The sequence below is a fragment of the Streptomyces sp. GDS52 genome (assembly GCF_052246875.1).
Lineage (GTDB): Bacteria > Actinomycetota > Actinomycetes > Streptomycetales > Streptomycetaceae > Streptomyces > Streptomyces cathayae.
Genome location: NZ_CM125966.1, coordinates 5,424,635 through 5,445,312, shown reverse-complemented (window position 1 = coordinate 5,445,312; position 20,678 = coordinate 5,424,635). Strand labels below are relative to the sequence as shown.

The 20,678-nt window shown below is 71.9% G+C and carries 21 protein-coding genes and 1 pseudogene; 10 read left to right on the top strand and 12 right to left on the bottom strand.

Features of this window, described 5'->3' with window-relative positions; translation table 11 throughout:
• The first annotated feature begins 97 nt into the window (after positions 1 to 97).
• Together ACTWJ9_RS24815 and ACTWJ9_RS24810 are read left to right on the top strand one after the other, a co-directional pair.
• Positions 98 to 307, top strand: a complete 210-nt coding sequence (locus tag ACTWJ9_RS24815) for a hypothetical protein (RefSeq protein ID WP_279336471.1) — start codon at positions 98 to 100, stop codon at positions 305 to 307.
• A 178-nt stretch (positions 308 to 485) separates the two neighbouring features.
• The gene (locus tag ACTWJ9_RS24810) at positions 486 to 2,927 is read left to right on the top strand and encodes a hypothetical protein (protein ID WP_443294797.1); all 2,442 of its coding nucleotides are present in this window, start codon (positions 486 to 488) and stop codon (positions 2,925 to 2,927) included.
• 116 nt (positions 2,928 to 3,043) lie between these two features.
• On the opposite strand, the gene ACTWJ9_RS24805 is transcribed toward ACTWJ9_RS24810, so the two are convergent.
• Positions 3,044 to 3,400: a HesB/IscA family protein gene (locus ACTWJ9_RS24805; protein WP_109377461.1), complete on the bottom strand. Its 357-nt coding sequence runs from the start codon at positions 3,398 to 3,400 to the stop codon at positions 3,044 to 3,046.
• A gap of 373 nt (positions 3,401 to 3,773) precedes the next feature.
• Between ACTWJ9_RS24805 and nadA the strand changes: the two genes are divergently transcribed.
• Positions 3,774 to 4,958 carry a quinolinate synthase NadA gene (gene nadA, locus ACTWJ9_RS24800; protein ID WP_388701832.1) on the top strand — a complete coding sequence of 395 codons (1,185 nt, stop codon included), beginning with the start codon at positions 3,774 to 3,776 and terminating at the stop codon, positions 4,956 to 4,958.
• A gap of 229 nt (positions 4,959 to 5,187) precedes the next feature.
• Complete coding sequence (locus tag ACTWJ9_RS24795) at positions 5,188 to 6,558, top strand: MFS transporter (protein WP_279336469.1); 1,371 nt, start codon at positions 5,188 to 5,190, stop codon at positions 6,556 to 6,558.
• A gap of 228 nt (positions 6,559 to 6,786) precedes the next feature.
• Here the strand turns inward: ACTWJ9_RS24795 and ACTWJ9_RS24790 are convergent, their stop codons facing one another.
• Both ACTWJ9_RS24790 and ACTWJ9_RS24785 read right to left on the bottom strand, forming a co-directional pair.
• The gene (locus ACTWJ9_RS24790; RefSeq protein WP_279336468.1) at positions 6,787 to 8,016 is read right to left on the bottom strand and encodes an NADH:flavin oxidoreductase/NADH oxidase family protein; all 1,230 of its coding nucleotides are present in this window, start codon (positions 8,014 to 8,016) and stop codon (positions 6,787 to 6,789) included.
• Positions 8,017 to 8,098: 82 nt separating this feature from the next.
• Entirely contained in the window at positions 8,099 to 8,920 is an 822-nt protein-coding gene (locus tag ACTWJ9_RS24785; RefSeq protein WP_279336467.1) for an SDR family NAD(P)-dependent oxidoreductase, read from the bottom strand.
• Between the two features lie 187 nt (positions 8,921 to 9,107).
• Here ACTWJ9_RS24785 and ACTWJ9_RS24780 point away from each other — a divergent pair, with 187 nt between their 5' ends.
• Positions 9,108 to 9,539, top strand: coding sequence for a MarR family winged helix-turn-helix transcriptional regulator (locus ACTWJ9_RS24780; protein WP_279336466.1), 432 nt, complete (start codon positions 9,108 to 9,110; stop codon positions 9,537 to 9,539).
• A gap of 163 nt (positions 9,540 to 9,702) precedes the next feature.
• Here ACTWJ9_RS24780 and ACTWJ9_RS24775 read toward each other — a convergent pair whose 3' ends face one another.
• Both ACTWJ9_RS24775 and ACTWJ9_RS24770 read right to left on the bottom strand, forming a co-directional pair.
• Complete coding sequence (locus ACTWJ9_RS24775; protein ID WP_279336465.1) at positions 9,703 to 9,885, bottom strand: hypothetical protein; 183 nt, start codon at positions 9,883 to 9,885, stop codon at positions 9,703 to 9,705.
• 78 nt (positions 9,886 to 9,963) lie between these two features.
• Positions 9,964 to 10,263, bottom strand: a complete 300-nt coding sequence (locus ACTWJ9_RS24770) for a hypothetical protein (protein WP_279336464.1) — start codon at positions 10,261 to 10,263, stop codon at positions 9,964 to 9,966.
• Positions 10,264 to 10,421: 158 nt separating this feature from the next.
• Between ACTWJ9_RS24770 and ACTWJ9_RS24765 the strand changes: the two genes are divergently transcribed.
• On the top strand, positions 10,422 to 11,267 hold the full coding sequence (locus ACTWJ9_RS24765; RefSeq protein ID WP_279336463.1) for a helix-turn-helix domain-containing protein: 846 nt from the start codon (positions 10,422 to 10,424) through the stop codon (positions 11,265 to 11,267).
• A complete protein-coding gene (locus tag ACTWJ9_RS24760) occupies positions 11,246 to 11,443 on the top strand; it encodes a DUF397 domain-containing protein (protein WP_279336462.1) in 198 nt (65 codons plus the stop codon). Before ACTWJ9_RS24765 ends, ACTWJ9_RS24760 begins: the two co-directional genes overlap by 22 nt.
• A 64-nt stretch (positions 11,444 to 11,507) precedes the next feature.
• Here ACTWJ9_RS24760 and ACTWJ9_RS24755 read toward each other — a convergent pair.
• The 5 genes and pseudogenes from ACTWJ9_RS24755 to ACTWJ9_RS24735 all read right to left on the bottom strand — a co-directional run.
• A pseudogene (locus ACTWJ9_RS24755) lies at positions 11,508 to 12,542 on the bottom strand (efflux RND transporter permease subunit); the annotation flags it as partial.
• Positions 12,543 to 12,678: 136 nt separating this feature from the next.
• Positions 12,679 to 13,365: a response regulator transcription factor gene (locus ACTWJ9_RS24750; RefSeq protein WP_279336461.1), complete on the bottom strand. Its 687-nt coding sequence runs from the start codon at positions 13,363 to 13,365 to the stop codon at positions 12,679 to 12,681.
• A 25-nt stretch (positions 13,366 to 13,390) separates the two neighbouring features.
• Complete coding sequence (locus tag ACTWJ9_RS24745) at positions 13,391 to 14,656, bottom strand: sensor histidine kinase (protein WP_279336460.1); 1,266 nt, start codon at positions 14,654 to 14,656, stop codon at positions 13,391 to 13,393.
• Between the two features lie 137 nt (positions 14,657 to 14,793).
• Entirely contained in the window at positions 14,794 to 15,075 is a 282-nt protein-coding gene (pspAA, locus tag ACTWJ9_RS24740) for a PspA-associated protein PspAA (RefSeq protein WP_279338090.1), read from the bottom strand.
• A 59-nt stretch (positions 15,076 to 15,134) separates the two neighbouring features.
• Positions 15,135 to 15,929, bottom strand: a complete 795-nt coding sequence (locus ACTWJ9_RS24735; RefSeq protein WP_279336459.1) for a PspA/IM30 family protein — start codon at positions 15,927 to 15,929, stop codon at positions 15,135 to 15,137.
• 259 nt (positions 15,930 to 16,188) lie between these two features.
• Between ACTWJ9_RS24735 and ACTWJ9_RS24730 the strand changes: the two genes are divergently transcribed.
• Both ACTWJ9_RS24730 and ACTWJ9_RS24725 read left to right on the top strand, forming a co-directional pair.
• Positions 16,189 to 16,824, top strand: coding sequence for a DUF3043 domain-containing protein (locus tag ACTWJ9_RS24730; protein ID WP_387039621.1), 636 nt, complete (start codon positions 16,189 to 16,191; stop codon positions 16,822 to 16,824).
• A gap of 155 nt (positions 16,825 to 16,979) precedes the next feature.
• Entirely contained in the window at positions 16,980 to 17,699 is a 720-nt protein-coding gene (locus ACTWJ9_RS24725; RefSeq protein ID WP_443295924.1) for a class I SAM-dependent methyltransferase, read from the top strand.
• Positions 17,700 to 17,803: 104 nt separating this feature from the next.
• Here the strand turns inward: ACTWJ9_RS24725 and ACTWJ9_RS24720 are convergent, their stop codons facing one another.
• The gene (locus ACTWJ9_RS24720; RefSeq protein ID WP_109377633.1) at positions 17,804 to 18,028 is read right to left on the bottom strand and encodes a hypothetical protein; all 225 of its coding nucleotides are present in this window, start codon (positions 18,026 to 18,028) and stop codon (positions 17,804 to 17,806) included.
• Between the two features lie 163 nt (positions 18,029 to 18,191).
• Here ACTWJ9_RS24720 and ACTWJ9_RS24715 point away from each other — a divergent pair, with 163 nt between their 5' ends.
• Positions 18,192 to 19,391: a bifunctional adenosylcobinamide kinase/adenosylcobinamide-phosphate guanylyltransferase gene (locus ACTWJ9_RS24715; RefSeq protein ID WP_443294796.1), complete on the top strand. Its 1,200-nt coding sequence runs from the start codon at positions 18,192 to 18,194 to the stop codon at positions 19,389 to 19,391.
• Between the two features lie 15 nt (positions 19,392 to 19,406).
• Here ACTWJ9_RS24715 and ACTWJ9_RS24710 read toward each other — a convergent pair whose 3' ends face one another.
• Positions 19,407 to 20,525: a class I SAM-dependent methyltransferase gene (locus ACTWJ9_RS24710; RefSeq protein WP_443294795.1), complete on the bottom strand. Its 1,119-nt coding sequence runs from the start codon at positions 20,523 to 20,525 to the stop codon at positions 19,407 to 19,409.
• Between the last annotated feature and the right edge of the window lie 153 nt (positions 20,526 to 20,678).

The window sequence follows — 20,678 nt, the reverse complement described above, 5'->3', positions numbered from 1 at the left end:
CCCCACGCTACCGGGTACCAGCCGTCCACTTGAAGCCGACAAAACTACCCGATAGTAGATCTTTCTTCGTGACCTTCGACATGCATACGGTGCCGCTATGACGAACCTCGAGGTGCACGTCCCCACACAGGCCGATCTCGAAGGCGACCTGGAGTCGCTGCGCGGCGACTGCGCCCGGATGGCCTCCCGCTGGACGGCGCCGGATCACGGCGACACCCGGCCGGTGCCTCCGTCCCTGATCCACGGCGTGTCCGTGCCGTCCTCCTCGGCCCGGCTGCTGGACGCCATGTCGGATTACGGCGACTGAGCCGGGCCTTCGTAGGCCCGGCTCACGGTTCCCGGGAAACCGGACGGGAACCGTGCGCTCCCCCGCTGCGTCCCATCGCCGTCCTCCGTAAAGGGGATACGGGATACGACCCACCAGCAGTCCCGGTGCGACCGGGACGTCTCTTCAGGGACAGCTGTGCAGCCGAAGGAGCGATGCGGTGAACACCGAGCGGCCCGACAACGACGACGCCGAGGCGAGGGCCTCCGGCAGCGCGCGCGACACCGGGGGCGCTTCCGCTTCGGCCGACGGCCCGACGAAGGACGCCCCGGAGCAGCAGGCCCCGGACCGAACCCCCGCATCCGGCTCCGCCACGCCCGGAGACGCCGTCGAAGCCGGTGCCGAGGCCGACGCCGGGAAGGCGCCGGAGCCCTCGGCGGACGGCCCGGAGACCACCCCGGCAGGGGAAGCCGCCGCCGCTCGGGCCGACGGCGGCGAGGGCCCGGAGAACGGCGACGCGCAGACCGACGCCACCGGACCGCTGGAGCCCGAGGACGCAAAGGCCCCGGAAGGCGAGCCGGGAACGCCGTCGGCGGACGACACGAAGATTCCGGCGCCGGAGGCCGCGGTCGCGAAGACCGATGACCCGGAGGGCAAGGTCTCGGAGACCGGGGCTCCGGTGCCCGAGGGCACCAAGCTCCCGGAAGGCGAGCCCGAGGCACCCTCGGTGGACGACACGGACAACCCGGCACCGGAAACCACAGCCGCGGAGGCGGGCGGCAACGAGGACCGGACCCCGAAGAACGAACCCTCGACGGCCGACCAGGATCAGGGCGAGGCCCCACAGACCGAGACCCCGCAGACCGAGACCCCGCAGACCGAGACCCCGCAGACCAGCGACGCGAAAGCCGGTGCCACGCGGGCCGGCGCCACCGAACCGCAGACTCCGGAACCCGAGGACACGAAGGCCCCGGAAGGCGAGCGCGAGGCATCCGGGAGGGAACCCGGTGAGACCCCTCCGGACCGGGACGGGCAGCCGGCAGCCGTGGGCGGCGGGGCCGAGGTCCCGGAGGGTGACGCAGCAGGCTCTGAGCCTGCCGCCCCCCAGGCCGACACCCCGCAGGCCGACGCCCCGCAGGCGGCCGTCCGCCCGGAGTCCGGGAGTGGCGCCGATCGTGACGGAGACCGCGGCGGAGCCGGACGGCGGCGGTCGCCGGTGCTGGTCGCGTCGGTGGCCGCGGCCGTGCTGCTGGTCGGGGGCGGCGGAGCCTACCTCGCCGCCGGTGCCGTCGGCGGGCCGGGCGACAGTACGGTTCCGGGGGCCACCGGGGAGGCCACTCCCCCGCCGCTCACCCTCGACGCCTACGCCGAGGGCGGACCGCACGGCATCGCGCCCGGTGAGCCCAACCCGTACGGCGCCGCCTACCGCGCCGACGGCGCCCTCCCCGAGGGCCCCGACTCGGCGCCGGTCTACCGCGCCCGGGGGCAGATCACCGAGGCACAGGTGGCCGTCCTGGCGAAGGCGCTCGACGTCGACGGCAAGCCGGTGGCGGAGGGCGACTCCTGGCGGATCGGCGGCAAGGACGGCAGCGGGCCCACCCTGCGGGTGGACCGCAACGCCCCCGGCACCTGGACGTTCAGCCGGTACGCGCCGGGCACCGACGACTGCAAGGGCGAGACCTGCCGGACGCCCCCGGCCGACGCCGACGACGCCCCGGCGGTCACCGAGGAGGCCGCGCGGAAGGCCGCCGCGCCCGTGCTGAAGGCACTCGGCCAGGACGACGCGAAGCTCGACGCGGGCCAGGTCATGGGCGTCAAGCGGGTGGTGAACGCGGAACCCGAGGTCGGCGGGCTGCCGACGCACGGCTGGACCACCGGTGTGGTCGTCGGCGCCGGAGGCGAGGTGGTCGGCGGCAGCGGCAGGCTGTCGACGCCGGTGAAGGGCGACACGTACCCCGTGGTGAGCGCCGAGAAGGCGCTGGAGCTGATGAACACGGCGCCGGGCTCCGGCGACCGTGCGGAGATCGGCGGCTGCGCCACTCCCGTACCGCTGGGGGGCGAGCAGCAGGAGCAGTCGGAGCCGTGTGTCACGGCGACGACCCTGCCGGCCACGGACACGGTCACCGTCGACGAGGCGGTGTTCGGGCTGGCCGCGCACTCGGTGGACGGCCGTCAGGCGCTCGTACCGTCCTGGCTGTTCGAGACGCGCCCGACGGCCTCGCAGGACGGCGGCACGGTGACCTACCCGGCGGTCGAACCCGAGTACCTCACCTCCGGGGCGCGGCCCGGGGAGTCCGGCACCGGGCGGCCCACCGAGCCGGGTGACGGTGACGAGCCGACCTCGGCGCCGTCCCCGCGCGAGGTCGGGGTCGAGGGCTACACCGTCGAGGGCAGCGAGCTGACGGTGACCTTCACGGGCGGGGTGTGCGCCGACTACGAGGCGACGGCGAGCGAGCGCGGGGACCGGGTCACCGTCACCGTGACGGAGACGCCCTGGCCGGGCAAGGTGTGCATCCTGATCGCCAAGCAGTACCAGCAGACGGTACGGCTCGACGCACCGCTGGGCACCCGTGAGGTGGTGGACGCCGACGGCGAGCCGGTGCCGCTGTACAAGGACGGCGCGCGGCTGCCCACGGCACCCTCCTCCGGCAGGACGCGATGAGGCGCTGAGCAGGTCCGGACAGCACGAAGGCGGCGGCCCCGTCACAAGGGGCCGCCGCCTTCGTCAGGTGCCGCGCCATTCCGTCCGGGAGGGGTCCCGGGTGGGAAGGGTCCGGTTCAGCTGAAGGAGTCGCCGCAGGCGCAGGAGCCGGTGGCGTTCGGGTTGTCGATGGTGAAGCCCTGCTTCTCGATGGTGTCGACGAAGTCGATGGTGGCGCCGCCCAGGTACGGGGCACTCATCCGGTCGGTGACGACCTTCACCCCGTCGAAGTCCTTCTCCACGTCGCCGTCGAGGGAACGCTCGTCGAAGAAGAGCTGGTAGCGCAGGCCGGAGCAGCCGCCGGGCTGGACGGCGACGCGCAGGGCGAGGTCGTCACGGCCTTCCTGGTCGAGCAGCGCCTTGACCTTCGCCGCGGCGGCGTCGGTCACGATGATGCCGTCGGTGGCGGTGGTGGTCTCGTCCGATACGGACATCTACATCTCTCCCGGGTTGTACGGAGACTGCTTGCCGACGGTTGCAACCGGCGGGGCCGCGGATTCATTCCGGGCCGGGAACTTGTTCTCTCGGCTCCGCCTTCATGCTCGCACACGCCCCGGCGGGCGGAAAACGGTCCATGCGGCCCCCTTCGGAATCGTTCCGGACCGTTCCCGGCGGGGCGCCGGGAATGAACGGCGGGGCACCGGGATTCACGTCACATGGACGCTATCGCCGTCGTCAAAGTGACGTGAACCGGATATGATAGATAGTGTCAATTCGACGAGAAGTCGTCGAACCGGTGTCCCGCTTGTCCCGCCGGGTCCGTGCCGAACGGGCCTGGCGAGCCGCAGAACAGAAAGGGTGCGTGTCGTGACCACCGCCCAGACCCAGGAGCTCGACGTACAGCCGACGCCCCTCGCCCTGCTGCTCCTCGGCCGAGAGGCCGACCCGAGGAGCGAGCGCGGTGTGGAGTGTCCCGGCGACCTGCCCTCGCCGTCCGACCCGGACCTGGTGGAACGCGCCCGCGCCGCCAAGGAGAAGCTCGGCGACAAGGTCTTCGTGCTCGGCCACCACTACCAGCGCGACGAGGTCATCCAGTTCGCCGACGTCACGGGCGACTCGTTCAAGCTGGCGCGGGAGGCCGCCGCGCGCCCGCAGGCCGAGTACATCGTGTTCTGCGGCGTGCACTTCATGGCCGAGTCCGCCGACATCCTCACCGGCGACGACCAGAAGGTCGTCCTGCCTGACCTCGCGGCCGGCTGCTCCATGGCGGACATGGCCACCGCCGAGCAGGTCGCGGAGTGCTGGGACGTGCTGACCGAGGCCGGCATAGCCGACCGGGTCGTGCCCGTCTCCTACATGAACTCCTCCGCCGACATCAAGGCCTTCACCGGCAGGCACGGCGGCACCATCTGCACCTCCTCCAACGCCAAGCGCGCCCTCGACTGGGCCTTCGAGCAGGGGGAGCAGGTCCTCTTCCTCCCGGACCAGCACCTCGGCCGCAACACCGCGGTGCGGGACATGGGGATGTCCCTGGAGGACTGCGTCGTCTACAACCCGCACAAGCCGAACGGCGGGCTGACGGCGGACGAGCTGCGGGCCGCGAAGATGATCCTGTGGCGGGGCCACTGCTCGGTGCACGGCCGCTTCAGCCTGGACTCGGTCAACGACGTGCGCGAGCGCATCCCGGGCGTCAACGTCCTGGTCCACCCCGAGTGCCGGCACGAGGTCGTGGCCGCGGCGGATTACGTCGGGTCGACCGAGTACATCATCAAGGCGCTGGAGGCGGCCCCGGCCGGCTCCAAGTGGGCCATCGGCACGGAGCTGAACCTGGTCCGCCGCCTGGCGAACCGTTTCGCCCCCGAGGGCAAGGAGGTCGTCTTCCTCGACAAGGCAGTCTGCTTCTGCTCCACCATGAACCGCATCGACCTCCCCCACCTGGTCTGGGCCCTGGAGTCCCTCGCCGAGGGCAACCTGGTCAACCGCATCGAGGTGGACAAGGAGACCGAGGAGTACGCCAAGCTGGCCCTGGAACGCATGCTGGCCCTCCCGTAACCGGACCGTCCCTCACAGCTACAAAGAACTCCCCCGCGCGAAGGCCCCGGAGATCCCCCGCAGGACACCCGTACCGGGCCCCTGCCCGGAACCTCCGGGGCCTTCCGCCGATGCGGCCGGACCCCGCTGACGCGTCGAGGCCGAGCGCTAAGTTGTCAGCCACTCGGACAACGCCTCCCGGGGGCACGGCAACTCCGCCGGCTCCCGCACTGCGCGCAGAAGGATTCCCATGTCGACCGTGGCCACAGAACAAAACCCGGGTTTAAGCTCCGTCGCCGCGAGACTCGAACGGCTGCCGCACTCGCGGTGGCACGTCAAGGTCCGCTTCCTGATCGGCGCCGTCACCTTCTTCGAGGGGTTCGACCTCCTGCTCGCCGCCTCCGCGCTGCCCGTCCTGACCGAGCAGTGGAATCTGACCACCGGTCAGGCGACCTTCGCCGTCACCGCCGCCTCGGTCGGCATGCTGTTCGGCGCGTTCGGCGCCGGCTGGCTCGGCGACAGGATCGGCCGGGTGCGCACCGTCGCCCTCGGCGTGCTGATCACCGGCCTCGCCAGCATCCTGGTGGCCGGCTCGGCCGACATCGGGATGTTCGCCGGCTTCCGCTTCGTCCAGGGCATAGGCATCGGCGGCGTGGTGCCCATCGCCGCCACCTACATCAACGAGATCGCTCGCTCCGACAACCGCGGCAAGCTGGTGCTGCTCTACGAGTTGATCTTCCCCGCCGGTCTCTCGGTGGCCTCCCTGACCGCCGTCTGGGTCGTCCCCCGCCTCGGCTGGCAGGCGATGTTCCTGATCGGCGGCCTGCCGGTGCTGCTGGCGCTGCTCCTGGTCCGCAAGGTGCCCGAGTCGCCCCGCTGGCTGGCCTCCCAGGGACGCCTGGAGGAAGCCGAGGAGGTCATCACCAGGATCGAGGCCGAGGTCCGGGCCTCGGTCGAGGAGCCGCTGCCCCGGCCCTCCCCGGACATCCCGGCCGAGGAGTCCCGCGGCCGCCTGCGCGAGATCTTCCAGGGCCGCTATCTGCGGCGCACCGTCATCCTGTCGACCCTGTGGTTCACGGCCTACTACGTGAACCACGGCATCATCACCTGGCTGCCGTCGCTCTACACCAAGCAGTTCGGGCTGGACCTCACCACCGCGCTGACCTACTCCCTGATCAGCAACGCCACCGGCCTGCTGGGCACAGTGATCGCCGCGCTGGTGGTCGACCGCATCGGCCGCAAGCCGCTGCTGCTCACCGCACTGCTCGGCACCGCGGCCGCGCTGGCCGCGCTCGCGGTGGCCGGCGCCACCTCCGGCGGCCAGGTCGCGCTCTTCGCCTCCTGCGCCACCTTCTTCATCTTCGTCATCAACGCCTCGCTCTACCTCTACTCACCGGAGCTGTACCCGACGCGCAACCGCGCCAAGGGCGCCGCGTTCGGCGGTGTGTGGAACCGCCTCGGTGTGATCCTCGGCCCGATCACGGTCGGCGCGATCATCGCCTCCGGAGCAAGCCTCGACGTCATCTTCGTCCAACTGGCGGGCGTCGCCGCGGTGGGCGCGATCGTCGCCTGCTTCGCGGTGGAGACCAAGGGCAGAACACTCGAGGAACTCAACGCCTGACGGCTGCCACGAACCCCGCAGCCCGGCCGCCCTCCCCCGACGCCAGGGGTGCCGGAGGACCCGATCTCCGGGGCTTCCGGCGCCCCTGAGCGACACCCTCAACTCGGACACCACCCCCAGCGGCGCGGCTGGCATTCCGTAACGCTGCACCGCCTCCGAGGTCGACGACCAGCCGGACGGCCACAGGTCGATCGGCAGCAGTTCAGGCCGGCTCGATCCGGCACGGCTTCAGGCGGCCGTATGCCATTTCAGATAACTGCGTCGGCGCCGGGCCCGGACGAGTCGTTCGAGGAGGAGGGCGACGGCCGGAGAGTAGCGTTTCTTCGACGGCTTGCCCGCACCGAGGCGGGCGAGCTGCCGCGACGTGACAGCCTGGACGGCTGCGGCTGCCAGCGTTTTGTTGCGGAAGCGGGTGCGGGGCGGGCGGACCTGCGCATCGCCACCGGCAAGCCACTGCCTTGGCAGAGTGGGGTCGATTGCCAGCGCCGTGGCTACGCCTGCCATGGCGACTCCGGAGTCGATCACCTGTTGGGCGACGGCGCGTCGCCGGATCCCTCCGGTCAGCAGCAGTGGCAGCGGCGAGGTGGCGACGAGCTGCTCGGCGAGTTCAAGGAAGTACGCCTCGCGGGCAAGGGTGCGGCCGTCCGCGGGGGAGCCCGCCGTGGCCAGGCTCTCGATGCTGCCGCCGGACAACTCGACCAGGTCGGTCCCCACATCGGCGAGCATCTTGATCACGTCACGTGCGTCGCCGGTGTCGAATCCGCCGCGCTGGAAGTCCGCCGAGTTCAGTTTCACTCCCACTGCGAAGCCCGTGCCGACGCGCTCGCGGACCGCGCCCACGACATCGAGCAGCAGGCGGGCGCGGTTGTGCAGGCTGCCGCCCCAGCGGTCGTCGCGCCGGTTCACCAGGGGCGAGAGGAACTGGGAGAGGAGATAGCCGTGGGCGGCGTGGATCTCGACTCCGTCGAAGCCGGCCTGTTGGGCCCGCTGCGCGGTCACGGCGAAGCGAGCCACCGTCTCATCGATCTCCTGCGCGGTCATCGGCTGGGGTATCGGGTACATGCTGGACAAGCCGCCGACGTCGATCGGCACCGCAGAGGGGGCCCGGGTGGTGGCGGCGAGATCTTTCGGGATGACGCGCCCGGGGTGGTTGATCTGCATCCAGATCTGCCCGCCTGCCGGTTTACCGGCCGCCGCCCAGCGCTGGAACGGCTCCAGCGGCGTGTCCTGTTCCAGGACGACGTCGCCGGGCTGGGCGACCGCTCTGCGGTCGATCATGACGTGTCCGGTGATCAGGAGCCCGGCACCTCCCGCGGCCCAACGGCGGTAGAGCGTGAGGAGTTCGTCACCTGGCAGCTGCCCTGGCGCTGCGAGCAACTCTTCCATCGCGGCCTTCGCGATCCTGTTGGGCAGCGGAGCACCGTTGCTCAGGTGCAGCGGCTCGTTCAGTGTGGTCATCTCTTCTCCCATGGCATCGGCTCCGGGCGGCCTCGGTAGGGCTGTCGGTGCGGTTGTTCGTCTTGTGCCGCAGGTTCTGGCGTCACGAAGTGGCGGGGTCGAGGTCGCTGACGTCGTCGTATCCGGCCTTGCGGTTGAGGTTGCCGGTGATGCGGGCGACTGTGGTCCGGGGAAGCAGGCGCGACGCCCAGGTTCCGGCGCGGTTGGAGGTGCGTCCGGGGAAGGAGACGGACCGGCCGCGTGCGAAGTCGTCGAGTGTTTTGGCAGCGACGCCGGCTGGGGTGTCCGTGGTCTTCGGGTCCATGGACGCGGTCGTACGGTCGAAGAATCCTGTGTCGGTGGCTCCCGGGTGGGCCGCCATCACGCGTACGCCGGTATTGCGGGCCTCCTCGGCGAGCGCCTCGGTGAACGAGAGCACGAATGCCTTGGTGGCGGCGTAACTGGCCTGGTACGGCATGGGCTGGAACGCGGCGGTGGAGGCGACGTTGACGATGCCGCCGCAGCCGCGTTCGACCATGCCGGTGCCCAGGGGGTGGGCCAGGCCGATCAGTGCGGTGACGTTCACGTCGACGGACTGAAGGTTGGGTTCGAGGGGGCGGTCGAGGAAGGGCCCCACCGACCCCATCCCGGCGTTGTTGACCAGGAGGTCTACGTCCAGGCCGAGTTCCTCGATGGCGTCGACCACCGTCTGTGGGGGCCGCCGGTCCGACAGGTCCGCGGCGATCACATCGACGCGGACGGAGTACACCTTCCGGATCTGCCCGGCAAGGGTGTGGAGTGCGTCGGCCGAGCGGGCGACAAGGATGAGGTGTGCGCCTCGGGAGGCGAGTTCCAGTGCGTAAGCCTCCCCCAGCCCCTTCGAAGCGCCGGTGACCACGGCGGTGGTGTTCGTGTAGTCGTGCATGCGTGAGTGCTTCCTGTTCGGCTGGGCGCCGGGCCGCGTCCGAGCGGACAGGTCTCGGGGAGACGGGACCGGGGAGCGTCCCGCTCCGACGACGCCTCGTGTCCACAGCGGGAGGGAGGGCAGATACTTCGAGTCTCGAATCAAAATAACACTTCGAGACTCGAAGTGAAAAGGCTAGGATGAGACCATGACCCGAAGTTCCCTTGAGGCAGCGGTGGTGGCAAACCACGAGATCTTCATGCAGACCAGCGACCGGATCGACGCCGTCCTGGCTGAGCACGGTCTGACACACGCAACTGCTCAGGCACTCTGGGCGATCGAACCGACCGAGGCACCGCCCTCGATGAAGGAATTGGCCGGTCGGCTGTACTGCAACGCACCCAACCTCAGCTTCGTCATGAATCAGCTCACCGATCGGGGACTCGTCGAACGTTCCGCCGACCCCGCCGACCGCCGTTCTCGCGTCGTGGCGCTCACGGAAAACGGCCGGCGGGTACGGTCCGCGGTGATCGAGGCAACACTGGCCCTGAGCCCCTTCGCCCGGCTTGACACCGACGACCTGCTCAGCCTGGTGAGCCTCATGGGAAAAGCGCTCGAACCGACCGCAGGTCCGGCCTGAGATTCGGCACACTTCACGACGTAGCAACCATCGTTCAGCACCGGCAAGGACGAGTCCACCGAACGCAACGACCCCAGCCCCACCGCCGCGGTGACCTACGAGGTCCTCGGCAAGGGCGGCGCCGACATCACCTACCCGGGCGGCAGCAGGGCACAGAAAGCCGTCACGGTCGACGCCGCCGAACCGCCCTGGCGCACCACGCCACGGCCGACGTCCCCTCGGCCAGGCCCCCGTCGTCAGCATCACGCTCGGCGAACACAGCGGTCAGACCCGCCGCACCCTCGCCGTACGCGGCCACCACGTCCAGAGCGTGACCGCCAGCGGCGAGTTCGGTCGCGCTGCCCATGCCCGAGCCCTGCCCGCCCGGGACGGACCACGGAGCGGACGCCTCCGAGCCACCGGACGGCAGCGCGGACCAACCCGTTCACAGCTCCGGCAGGCGGGCTCCTCGGCTTGTCGCGATGCGGAGTGCGTCCGTGAGGGCTTCGGCGAGGCGGGTGCCCGCGAAGCGCAACTCCCGCCCCCCCGTGCGCTCGTCGACGAGCAGCGGCTTGGCATGGGCCAGGACCGTCTCGGCCGAGTCGAGCAGGTCGGCCTCCAACTCGTCGGCCAGGCAGGAGAGTCGGCTGCGCGGGTCGTCCGTGCTCAGGTAGCAGGGGGCGCCCTCCGGTGTCGTCCACGGCAGCAGCCGTAGGGGCGCGCCGTCCCGTGCGTCGCGGATCATCCTGTCGCTCCCTCCGGTGAGATCCGGCCGTTTCGCTGCGGAGCCGGATCCGCCTTCGTTACTTTCTGTGTCGTCATCGTCGCGCTGCGGGGCCAGTTCGCACCAGGAGCGCCGCGTCCCAGCGTGGAGAACGAGACGATCAGCCAGAGAGGCAGCCGATGACGTTCAAGCCGCAGACCCTGACCCCCTATCTGTCCGCCCGCCACTACTTCGGCGCCGAACAGCGTCGTCATCGCGAGGCCGCCCGGCTGTCGTTGCTCCAGCTCGCGGACATCCTCAACTCCAGCAAGAGCACGCTGGCCCGCATCGAGACGGCGGAGCTGATGCCGCCGCCGGACCTGCCGGACCGGCTGGACGCCGCGTTCGGCACGGACCGGCACTTCCACGGGCTGTACGAGCTGGCCAAGCGCGAGGCGCATCCGGACCAGTACCGCCGGTTCATGGACTTCGAGGCGCAGGCGGAGGTCATCGAGAACTACGAACCACAAGTGATTCCTGGGTTGTTGCAGACCAAGGAGTACGCCCAAGCCCAGCTCGGCCTCCAGGAAGAACTCTCCCAGGAGAAGGCGGAGGAACTCGTCAACGCACGTATGTCCCGCAAGGACCGGCTCAACTCCGTGCAGTCCCCACTGCGCTGGGCGATCATCGATGAGTCCGTGCTCCGGCGGCAGATGGGCAGTAGGGAGTGCACGTACAAACAACTGGCCTTGCTGCTCGCGCAGGTGGATACTCCCGACAGCAAGGTCCAGGTGATGCCCTTCAACGCCGGCCCGTACTACCTGATGGGCGCCTCGCTGACCCTGCTGACCCTTCCCAACGGCTCCACCGTGGCCTATGAAGAGGGCATCGAGGTCGGACACCTCTACGAGGATCGGGACTCGGCGAAGAAGTGGCGACGGCGGTACGAAGTTCTCCGCGCCAAGGCCCTCTCGCCAGCCGCCTCGGCGGAGCCGATTCGAGAGGCAATGGAGGACTACAAACCATGCAGCACACCCCCGAGCTGAACTCCACCACTTGGCGTCGGAGCAGCTACAGCAACGCGAACGGGGGTAATTGTGTCGAGATCTCCGAGGACTTCCCCGGCACTGTCCCCGTACGCGACAGCAAGACCCCCCGCGGCCCCGTGATCGTCGTCCCAGCCACCGCCTGGGACGTCTTCGTCAACTCGCTGAAAGCGTAGGCACGTACGAAGGGGCGCCCCGTGATGGCTTCACGGGGCGCCCCTTCTGCGTGCGGACGGGGTGTCAGGCCTGGGCCGGTTCCGGCTCCTCAGACGCCTCCGGCTCCACGGCTACGCCCTTCTTCGCGCGCCGCTCCTTGCGGAGTTCCAGCATGGCGTAGAGGGTCGGGACCAGGAGCAGGGTGAGCAGGGTCGACGTGATCAGCCCGCCGATGACCACCACCGCGAGCGGCTGGGCGATGAAGCCGCCTTCGCCGGTGACGCCGAGCGCCATCGGGAGCAGGGCGAAGATCGTCGCCAGGGCCGTCATCAGGATCGGGCGCAGCCGGTGGCGGCCGCCCTCGATCACGGCCTCGACGATGCCGTGGCCGCGGTCGCGGTACTGGTTGATCAGGTCGATCAGCACGATCGCGTTGGTCACCACGATGCCGATCAGCATCAACATGCCGATCATCGCCGGGACGCCCATCGGGGTGCCGGTGACGAGCAGCAGGCCGAGCGCGCCGGTCGCCGCGAACGGGATGGAGACCAGCAGGATCAGCGGCTGGGCGAGCGACCGGAAGGTACCGACCAGCAGCATGAAGACGATCGCGATCGCGGCCAGCATCGCCAGGAGCAGGTTGCCGAAGGCATCGTCCTGGTCGGCGGTCACGCCGCCGATCTCGGCCGTCGCGCCCGCCGGGAGCTTCAGCGCGTTGATCTCGGCCTGGAGTTCCGCGCTGACCGCGCCGGTGTTGTCTCCGATCGGCCGGGCGGTGACGGTGGCCGAGCGCTGGCCGTCGATCCGGGTCATGGAGACCGGGCCGTCCACCAGCTCGACGGTGGCGATGTCACCCAGCTTCACCGGACCGAGCGGCAGCTTCTTCAGTTCGGCCAGGGTGGTGGCCGGCCGGTCCGAGCGGATGACGACGTCCCGCTCGGTGTCGTCCAGCACCACCCTGGCGGCCGGGGTGCCCCGTACCGCCTGGGCGACGGCCGCACCGAGCGTCTGGTCGTCGAAACCGGCCGCGGCGGCACCGGAGTCGGCCTTGACCGAGATGCGCGGCACGCTCTGCGACAGGTCGCTGGTGACGTCGGTGACGTCGTCCAGCGAGGAGAGGCACCTGGAGGGGGCAGGGGCGGGCGCCAAGGGGCGTCCGTTCTCCACACTGGGGCATCGGCGGGGACCGATCCGTAGGCCCGAGGTCCTGTTCCTCGGGCGGCGGCTACTCCCCCCGCAGTACGCGCGGTGGCGTTCACTCCACCCTCGGGCGGACCAGCCCCGACTCGTAGGCGGTCACCACCAGCTGGGCCCGGTCGCGGGCGCCGAGCTTGGCCATGGCCCGGTTGACGTGGGTCTTCACGGTCAGCGGGCTGACCTCCAGGCGTTCGGCGATCTCGTCGTTCGAGTGGCCGCCGGCGACCAGGACCAGCACCTCGCGCTCCCGCCCGGTCAGCGAGTCGAGCCGCTGCGCGCGGGCCGGGTCGCGGTCGGCGTCGTCGGCGGTGCCCCCCTGGGCGAGGAAGCGGGCGATCAGGCCCTTGGTGGCGGCCGGGGACAGCAGTGCCTCCCCCTCGGCGGCGATCCGGATGGCGTTCAGCAGTTCCCCGGGTTCGGAGCCCTTGCCGAGGAAGCCGGAGGCGCCGGCCCGCAGCGACCGCACCACGTAGTCGTCGACCTCGAAGGTCGTCAGGATGACCACGTGGACCCCGTCGAGTTCGGGGTCGGCGCTGATCAGCCGGGTGGCCGCGAGGCCGTCGGTGCCGGGCATCCGGATGTCCATGAGGACGACGTCGGCGCGCCGTTCACGGGCGAGGCGGACCGCCTCGGCGCCGTCGGACGCCTCGCCCACCACCTCCATGTCCGGCTCGGAGTCGACGAGGACGCGGAACGCACTGCGCAGCAGCGCCTGGTCGTCGGCGAGCAGGACTCGGATCGTCATACGGATTCCCCCCGGGGGGCGCTGGTCACGGGCCGTCCTGGGCTGTGGACGTGCCGGGCTCGAGGGGCAGGATCGCATGGACGCGGAACCCGCCGCCGAAGCGGGGGCCGGTGGTGAGGGTGCCGCGCAGGGCGGTGACGCGTTCCCGCATGCCGAGCAGGCCGTGCCCGCCGCCGTGCCCGTCGCCCTGTCCGTCGCCCTGTCCGCCGTCACCGTGGCCGCCGTCGCCGTGCCCGTCGTCGCCGGTGCCGTCGTCGAGGACGGTGATCTCGATGCGGGGCCCCACCCTGACGACGCTGACCTCCGCCTTCGCCTCGCCGCCGGCGTGCTTCTGGACGTTGGTGAGGGCCTCCTGGATGACCCGGTAGGCGGCCAGGTCGACGGCGGCGGGCAGCGCGGGACCCTGGTCCTCGCGGGCGACCAGGACCCGCAGGCCGGCGCTGCGGAAGGTCCCGGCGAGTTCGTCGAGGCGGTCCAGGCCGGAGGTGGGTTCGGTGGGTGCCTCGGGGTCGTCGGACTGACGCAGCAGGCCGACGGTGGCGCGCAGTTCGCCCAGCGCCGAGCGGCTGGCCTCCCGGACGTGGGCGAGGGCCTCCTTGGCCTGGTCGGGCCGCTTGTCCATGACGTGGGCGGCGACCCCGGCCTGGACGTTGACCAGGGCGATGTGGTGGGCGACCACGTCGTGCAGGTCGCGGGCGATGCGCAGCCGTTCCTCGGCGACCCGGCGGCGGGCCTCCTCCTCACGGGTGCGTTCGGCCCGCTCGGCGCGTTCCCGGATGGCCTGGACGAAGGCGCGGTGACTGCGGACGGCGTCCCCGGCGGTGGCGCCGATCCCGGTCCAGGCGAAGAGCCCTAGGTTCTCCTGGGCGTACCACGGCAGCGGGCCGGCGATCATGGCGGCGCCGGTGAGGACGGTCATGGTGAGCAGGCCGACCCGCCAGGTGGTGGGGCGGTCGGTGGTGGAGGCGACGGTGTAGAGCGCGACGACCACGCACATCGCGACCGGGGCGCGGGGGTCGCCGGTGACGGACTCGGCCACGGAGGCGGCGCCGGTGAGGGCGAGGACCGTGCGGGGTGCCCGGCGCCGGAGGACCAGCGCGGCGGCGCCGAGGGTCATGAGGGTCAGGCTGAGCGGGTCGGGGGTGCGCAGCTCCCAGGTGACGCCGTGCGGGCCGTGCGGGTCCACGAAGGATCCCGCCACCATGCACACCAGGACGCCCGCGGCCAGGGCGGCGTCCAGGGCGAAGGGATGGGCGCGCAGCCGGCACCGGGCGCGCTGGAGGGTGCTCACGACCGTTCACCGTACGGCGTCCGCGGTGCCGCCGTGAGGTCCGGTGCGGCACCCGGTGCGCGGGCCGGTCGTGGACCGCCCGTGGGAGGACCCGGCAGGCCCGGGTTTCCCGGGCCTGCGGTTCACGGACCTGCGGTTCACGGGCCCGGGATCAGCCCGTCCTCGCTGAGCAGTTCCCGGACCTCCTCGATGGTGGCGTCCGGGGCGGGCAGGATGAGGTCGGAGGGTTCCAGCGCCTCGTCCGGCAGCGGTTCGCCGAGCTCGTGGACCCTGGAGAGCAGGGCGGTGAGGGTGCGGCGGAAACCGGGGCCGTCACCGGTCTCCATCTCGGTGAGGAGTTCCTCGTCCAGTTTGTTCAACTCGGCGAGGTGGCTCTCTGCCAGAGCCACCTGCCCCTCCCCCATGACCCGTACGATCATGTCGGCCTCCTGGGTCCCGGCGAGGACCTCGGTCGTCGGCACGGCTTCCCGTGCGGCGGTCACTGCTTGTCGAACCGCGGGGTGTCCTGCGGCTGCTGGGCCCGGGACTGCTCGTCGCCGCCCTCGATGGCCTGCTGCCCGGCGGAGGGGCCTCCCGCCAGCTCGGCCTTCATGCGCTGCAGCTCCAGCTCCACATCCGTACCACCCGAGAGCCGGTCCAGCTCGGCCTGGATGTCGTCCTTGTGCATGCCGGACTGGTCGTCCAGGGCGCCGGAGGCGAGCAGTTCGTCGATGGCGCCGGCCCGCGCCTGGAGCTGGGCGGTCTTGTCCTCGGCGCGCTGGATCGCCAGCCCGACGTCGCCCATCTCCTCGGAGATGCCGGAGAATGCCTCGCCGATCCGGGTCTGCGCCTGGGCCGCCGTGTACGTGGCCTTGATGGTCTCCTTCTTCGTGCGGAAGGCGTCGACCTTGGCCTGCAGCCGCTGGGCCGCGAGGGTGAGCTTCTCCTCCTCGCCCTGGAGCGTGGCGTGCTGCGTCTCCAGATCGGTCACCTGCTGCTGGAGGGCGGCACGGCGGGAGAGCGCCTCGCGGGCCAGGTCCTCCCGGCCCAGCGCGAGCGCCTTGCGCCCCTGGTCCTCCAGCTTGCCCGACTGGGACTGGAGCTGGTTGAGCTGGAGCTCCAGACGCTTGCGGCTGGTCGCCACGTCGGCGACACCGCGCCGGACCTTCTGGAGCAGCTCCAGCTGCTTCTGGTACGAGTAATCGAGGGTCTCGCGCGGATCCTCGGCCCGGTCAAGGGCCTTGTTCGCCTTCGCGCGGAAGATCATCCCCATACGCTTCATGACACCGCTCATGGGCTTCGCGCGCCCCCTTCTGACGGACTCCGGCTCACAGCTCTGCGACAGAACCCACAGTACGGGCCCTGCATCCATTACCGCACTGTTCGGGGACGGATGCGCTCATCCCCAAGGACGACTGAGCGGCCGCCCGATCCGGCCCAGGGAGTAGGTGAACCCCGGGGCGGACGGGACAACACACCCCAAGACGTGCACAACGTCCCCTCTGCCTGTCCTTCTACAGACGACTGGTGTTGCCGGATCGTTCCCCCCGGGACTGGGGTCCAACCCCGGATACCCCGTACCCTTGGGTTTTGTGTTCCGTAGCCGTGCCAAGGAAGAGAAGGCCCACGCCGACAAGGCGGCGGTGACCGACTCCAAGCAGACCCGCCACCCGGAGGCCCCCAAGGGCCGTCCCACGCCCAAGCGCAGCGTGGCCCAGACCCAGCGTCGCAGCGTGGCCAACACGTCGATGACGCGCAAGGAGGCGAGCAAACGGCAGCGAGACGAGCGCCGGGCCGCGATGGAGCGTCAGCGCCAGGCGCTGGCCAGCGGCGACGAGCGCTACCTGCCCGCTCGTGACAAGGGGCCGGTGCGCCGCTTCGCGCGCGACTTCGTCGACTCGCGGTTCCACATCGCGGAGTACTTCCTGCCGATGGCCGTGATCATCCTGGTGCTGAGCATGGTCCGGGTCCCCCAGTTGCAGAACATCGCGCTGCTGCTGTGGCTGCTCGTGATCGTGACGATCGTGCTCGACTCCATCGTGACCGGCTTCCGGCTGAAGAAGCGGCTGGCCGAGCGCTTCCCCACCGACAACCGGCGCGGTGCCGTCGCCTACGCCCTGATGCGTTCGCTCCAGATGCGCCGGCTGCGGCTGCCCAAGCCCCAGGTCAAGCGCGGAGAGCAGCCCTGAGCACCCTGCCGTTCGCCGAGGGCCGGGCGCCCTCGGCGGGCCCGGCGGTGCGTCCGGCGCAGTCCGTGGTGCCCGCGCCGGCCTCGCCGGTCGGGACCGGCGGGCCGGGCGGGCCGGGCGAGCCCGGTGGCCTGCGGGAGGTCGTACGGCTGGAGCTGGCGGCCCGTCAGCTGGACGAGCAGATAGCGGGGCGGTTCCCGGTCGGGCGGCGGCTGCGCGTGCTCGACGTCGGCATGGGCCGGGGCTCGCAGGCGCTGCGGCTGGCGCGGGCCGGTCACTCGGTGACCGGTCTCGAGCGGGATCCGGAGCTGCTCGCCGCCGCGCGTGCGGCGCTCGCCCGGGAGCCCGAAGGCATCCGGGAACGGGTGCGGGTCGTCGAGGGCGACGGCCGGGACACCGGTGTGCACTTCCTGCCGGGCAGCTTCGACGTGGTGCTCTGCCACGGCGTGCTCATGCACGTGACGGAGCCGGACCCGCTGGTGGCGGGGCTGGCCCGGATGCTCGCCCCCGGCGGACTGCTGTCGCTGCTGGTGCGCAACGGTGACGCGCCCGCGATGCGGTCCGGCCTGCGCGGCGACTGGGCCGGCGCGCTGACCGCGTTCGACGCGACCTGCCACGTGGACGAGGAGTCGGGGCTCGAGATACGGGCCGACCGGCTGCAGAAGCTGACGGCGACACTCGCCGGGCTCGGGGCTCCGCTGCACACCTGGTACGGCGTGCGGGTCTTCACGGACACGGCGGCGGACGACGGCACGCGCGCCCCCGGCGTCCCGGACGACCTGGCGACCCTCCTGGAGGTCGAGGAGCGGGCCGGGCGGACGGACCCCTACCGCGGGGTGGCGGCGCTGCTGCACCTGTGCGGCGTACGGGGCTGACGCGGGCGCGGGCAGACGAGCCCAGACGAACGCAGACGAGCCCAGAGGACGCGGCCGGCCCCGGAGGGGGCGAGGGCCGGGGCCCTCGCCCGTGAACCCGGCTCTCAGGCCTCGGTGCTCGCCTGGTCCGCGTGGAGGCTCATCGGCCCGTAGATCTCCGTGGTGTCCTCCAGCAGCCGCACCTGGTCGGCACCGCCCTCCAGCAGGGCCTTCCAGTTCTCCCCGATCCAGGACTCGGCGTCCCCCTGCGTGGTGAACTCCTCCGGCTGCACCGCGGGCTCGACCTGCGTCCCGTCGGCCTTCTCGAACCGCCACGTCCATGCCGCCATGTACGCCTCCGTGGGTCTCAGCACACTGCACAACAGGGGCCGGATCTCGGTCCGGCTCCTTGCAAGAGACTAGGGCAGGACGCGGGGGCCGTGCGGTGGATCATGTGGGGTGGTTGCCCGGTCGGGCGCGCAGGAGCCGTGGGGACGGGTGAAAATCGGGTCCGTGGAACTCACTCTGCTCGGTACCGGTGCCCCGGCGGGACTGCCCCGCCCCGACTGTCCCTGCGCCGCCTGCGCGTCCGCCGCCGGCCCGCATGCGCGCGCGGCGACCGCGCTGCTGGTGGACGGCTCGCTGCTGCTCGACCTCATGCCGGGCGTGGCGTTCGCGGCGGCCCGCGCGGGGCACTCGCTCGGCGGTGTGCGCCAGGTGCTGCTCTCCCATCCGCACGACGGGCCCGCGGTCGAGGTGCCGGCCGGTCTGCCGCAGCCCGGCCGGGTGCCGGACGGACGGGAGCTTGCACTGCTGACGGGCCACCGGGTGCGGGCGGTGGCGCTGGACTCGCCGGGCACCGGGTACGCGGTGACCGGACCGGAGGGTCAGCGGCTGCTGTATCTGCCGCCGGGCGCGGCGCCGGCCGGTCTCGAGGAGCCGGCCGAACCGTACGCCATGGTGCTGCTGGACGTCGTGGGGCGCCCGGACGCGCTGGCGCGGTTGCGGGCGGTGGGCGCGGTCGGGCCGACGACGGACGTCGTCGCCGTGCACCTGGACCACGACGTGCCGCCCGGCGCGGAGGCGCGCCGTCGGCTCGCGGCGGCCGGGGCGCGCGCCGTGCCGGACGGGACCACGCTGGAGGTGGGCGCCTACGAGGACGTACCCGATCTGCCGCGGCGGACGCTGGTGCTGGGAGGGGCCCGGTCGGGCAAGTCGCTGGAGGCCGAGCGCCGACTGGAGACGCTCCCGGAGGTGCTGTACGTGGCGACCGGCGGGTCCCGCAACGGGGACACCGAGTGGGCGGCCCGGGTGTCGGCCCATCAGGAGCGGCGGCCCGGGTCGTGGCGGACCGTCGAGACCTGTGATCTGGTGCCGCTGCTGAAGGGCGACGGGCCGCCGCTGCTGGTGGACTGTCTGTCGCTGTGGCTGACGGACGCGATGGACTCCGTCGGGGCGTGGGACGACGCCGAGTGGGCCGACGGAGGGGAACGGGCCCTCAGGGAGCGGGTGCGTGAGCTGACGGACGCGGTGCGCGCGACCCGGCGGACCGTGGTCGCGGTCTCCAACGAGGTGGGCTCGGGCATCGTGCCCGCCACCGCGTCCGGCCGCCGTTACCGGGACGAACTCGGGCGGCTGAACGCGGCGTTCGCGCAGGAGTGCGAGCAGGTGCTGCTGGTGGTGGCGGGGCAGGCGCTGATGCTGAAGGGGTGAGCGGGGCGGGCCGGGTCAGCCGGTCGGCTTCCTCGCGATGATCCGGTACGCGTTGGCGAACGGGGTGTGCCGCAGCAGCGGGGCCAGCGCGAGGTCCGTGAGCGCCGCGGCGGCCACCACCGGGGCGCCCGCGCGCAGCAGGACGGTGCGCGCGTGCCGCTGGAACGGGGTCGGCGGGATGGCGCGCCAGGGGGCGTCCGGGGCGGGCAGGGCCTGGGAGAGGGCCAGCGCGGTGGCACCGGCCAGGTCGTACGGAACGTGCACCGCGCGGTGCCTGGAGCCGGATCCGAAAGGGGCTCCGGACCTGGTGGTGACGATCTCGCAGCCGAGCCGCTCCAGTTCGGCGCGGAGGTTGCGCGGCGGGAGCAGGTGCAGTCGGCGCGGCTGGTCGTAGGAGAGCCACCACCGGCCGAACAGGGCGGCGAACGCGCTGCGGGGGTCCAGGGTCTCGATGAGCAGATGGCCGCCGGGGCGCAGGGCGTCGAGGGCGGCGTGGAGTTCCGCCCTCGGGTCGGTGGTGTGCCCGAGGTGGTACAGCATGCTGACCACGTCGTAGCGGCCCGCCACCCGGGCCCGCAGCCGTGGGGACGTCAGCGGGCCGATGTGGGCCTCCTCGATCCGGCCGAGGGCGCGGGCGCGTTCGGCGCGCGGGGTGAGGTCGGTGCCGTCGAACGCGGTGTACGGGAAGAACTCCCGCGCGGTGTCCGGGAAGCGGGCGTGGCCGGTGCCGACGTCCAGCCAGCTCTCCGGTTCGCCGAAGCGCAGCATCGTGCGGGCCGTGGCGCGGCGGCGGCGCGGGGCGTCGCGCAGCGCGAGGACGGCGTCGGTGGCGGCGTCCCGGGGGGCTCCGCGCAGCACCCGCCGGTGGAAGGCGAGGCCCTCTGCGGTGAGGCGGGGGTTCTGGAAGGTGTGCCCGCAGTCCCGGCAGGCGTCGACGGTGAACCGGCCCGGCCGGTGCCGCCGCAGGTCGCCGGTGCGCAGCCGGTTGCGCAGCCGTGCCGAGCCGCACCAGGGGCAGTCGGCGCGGCGCGGCTCGTGCACCCGCGCGGAGGCCTGCTGGGCGGGTACGACAACGGCGCCGGCGCCGGACACGGCGGCCGACGGGGAGGCGATGGGTGCGTCGGGCACGGACATGGGCGGCTCCCGGTGGGTCGGGCGAGTGGACGGGCGGGCGGACGGGGGGCGGGGGGACGCAGGGGCGGGCGAGCGGAACGTCGGCACGTGCGGATGACATTCCATGGCAAAACGTTACGGACCGGATGGCCGTCCGAGGCGTAACGACGTCGG

Excerpts from the sequence above, each read along its gene's own strand:
- ACTWJ9_RS24815 (WP_279336471.1), top strand. The coding sequence starts at position 98 with ATGACGAACCTCGAGGTGCACGTCCCCACACAGGCCGATCTCGAAGGC.
- ACTWJ9_RS24805 (WP_109377461.1), bottom strand. The coding sequence starts at position 3,400 with ATGTCCGTATCGGACGAGACCACCACCGCCACCGACGGCATCATCGTG.
- ACTWJ9_RS24795 (WP_279336469.1), top strand. The coding sequence starts at position 5,188 with ATGTCGACCGTGGCCACAGAACAAAACCCGGGTTTAAGCTCCGTCGCC.
- ACTWJ9_RS24790 (WP_279336468.1), bottom strand. The coding sequence starts at position 8,016 with ATGACCACACTGAACGAGCCGCTGCACCTGAGCAACGGTGCTCCGCTG.
- ACTWJ9_RS24785 (WP_279336467.1), bottom strand. The coding sequence starts at position 8,920 with ATGCACGACTACACGAACACCACCGCCGTGGTCACCGGCGCTTCGAAG.
- ACTWJ9_RS24780 (WP_279336466.1), top strand. The coding sequence starts at position 9,108 with ATGACCCGAAGTTCCCTTGAGGCAGCGGTGGTGGCAAACCACGAGATC.
- ACTWJ9_RS24775 (WP_279336465.1), bottom strand. The coding sequence starts at position 9,885 with ATGGGCAGCGCGACCGAACTCGCCGCTGGCGGTCACGCTCTGGACGTG.
- ACTWJ9_RS24770 (WP_279336464.1), bottom strand. The coding sequence starts at position 10,263 with ATGATCCGCGACGCACGGGACGGCGCGCCCCTACGGCTGCTGCCGTGG.
- ACTWJ9_RS24765 (WP_279336463.1), top strand. The coding sequence starts at position 10,422 with ATGACGTTCAAGCCGCAGACCCTGACCCCCTATCTGTCCGCCCGCCAC.
- ACTWJ9_RS24760 (WP_279336462.1), top strand. The coding sequence starts at position 11,246 with ATGCAGCACACCCCCGAGCTGAACTCCACCACTTGGCGTCGGAGCAGC.
- ACTWJ9_RS24750 (WP_279336461.1), bottom strand. The coding sequence starts at position 13,365 with ATGACGATCCGAGTCCTGCTCGCCGACGACCAGGCGCTGCTGCGCAGT.
- pspAA (WP_279338090.1), bottom strand. The coding sequence starts at position 15,075 with ATGATCGTACGGGTCATGGGGGAGGGGCAGGTGGCTCTGGCAGAGAGC.
- ACTWJ9_RS24735 (WP_279336459.1), bottom strand. The coding sequence starts at position 15,929 with ATGAGCGGTGTCATGAAGCGTATGGGGATGATCTTCCGCGCGAAGGCG.
- ACTWJ9_RS24720 (WP_109377633.1), bottom strand. The coding sequence starts at position 18,028 with ATGGCGGCATGGACGTGGCGGTTCGAGAAGGCCGACGGGACGCAGGTC.
- ACTWJ9_RS24710 (WP_443294795.1), bottom strand. The coding sequence starts at position 20,525 with ATGTCCGTGCCCGACGCACCCATCGCCTCCCCGTCGGCCGCCGTGTCC.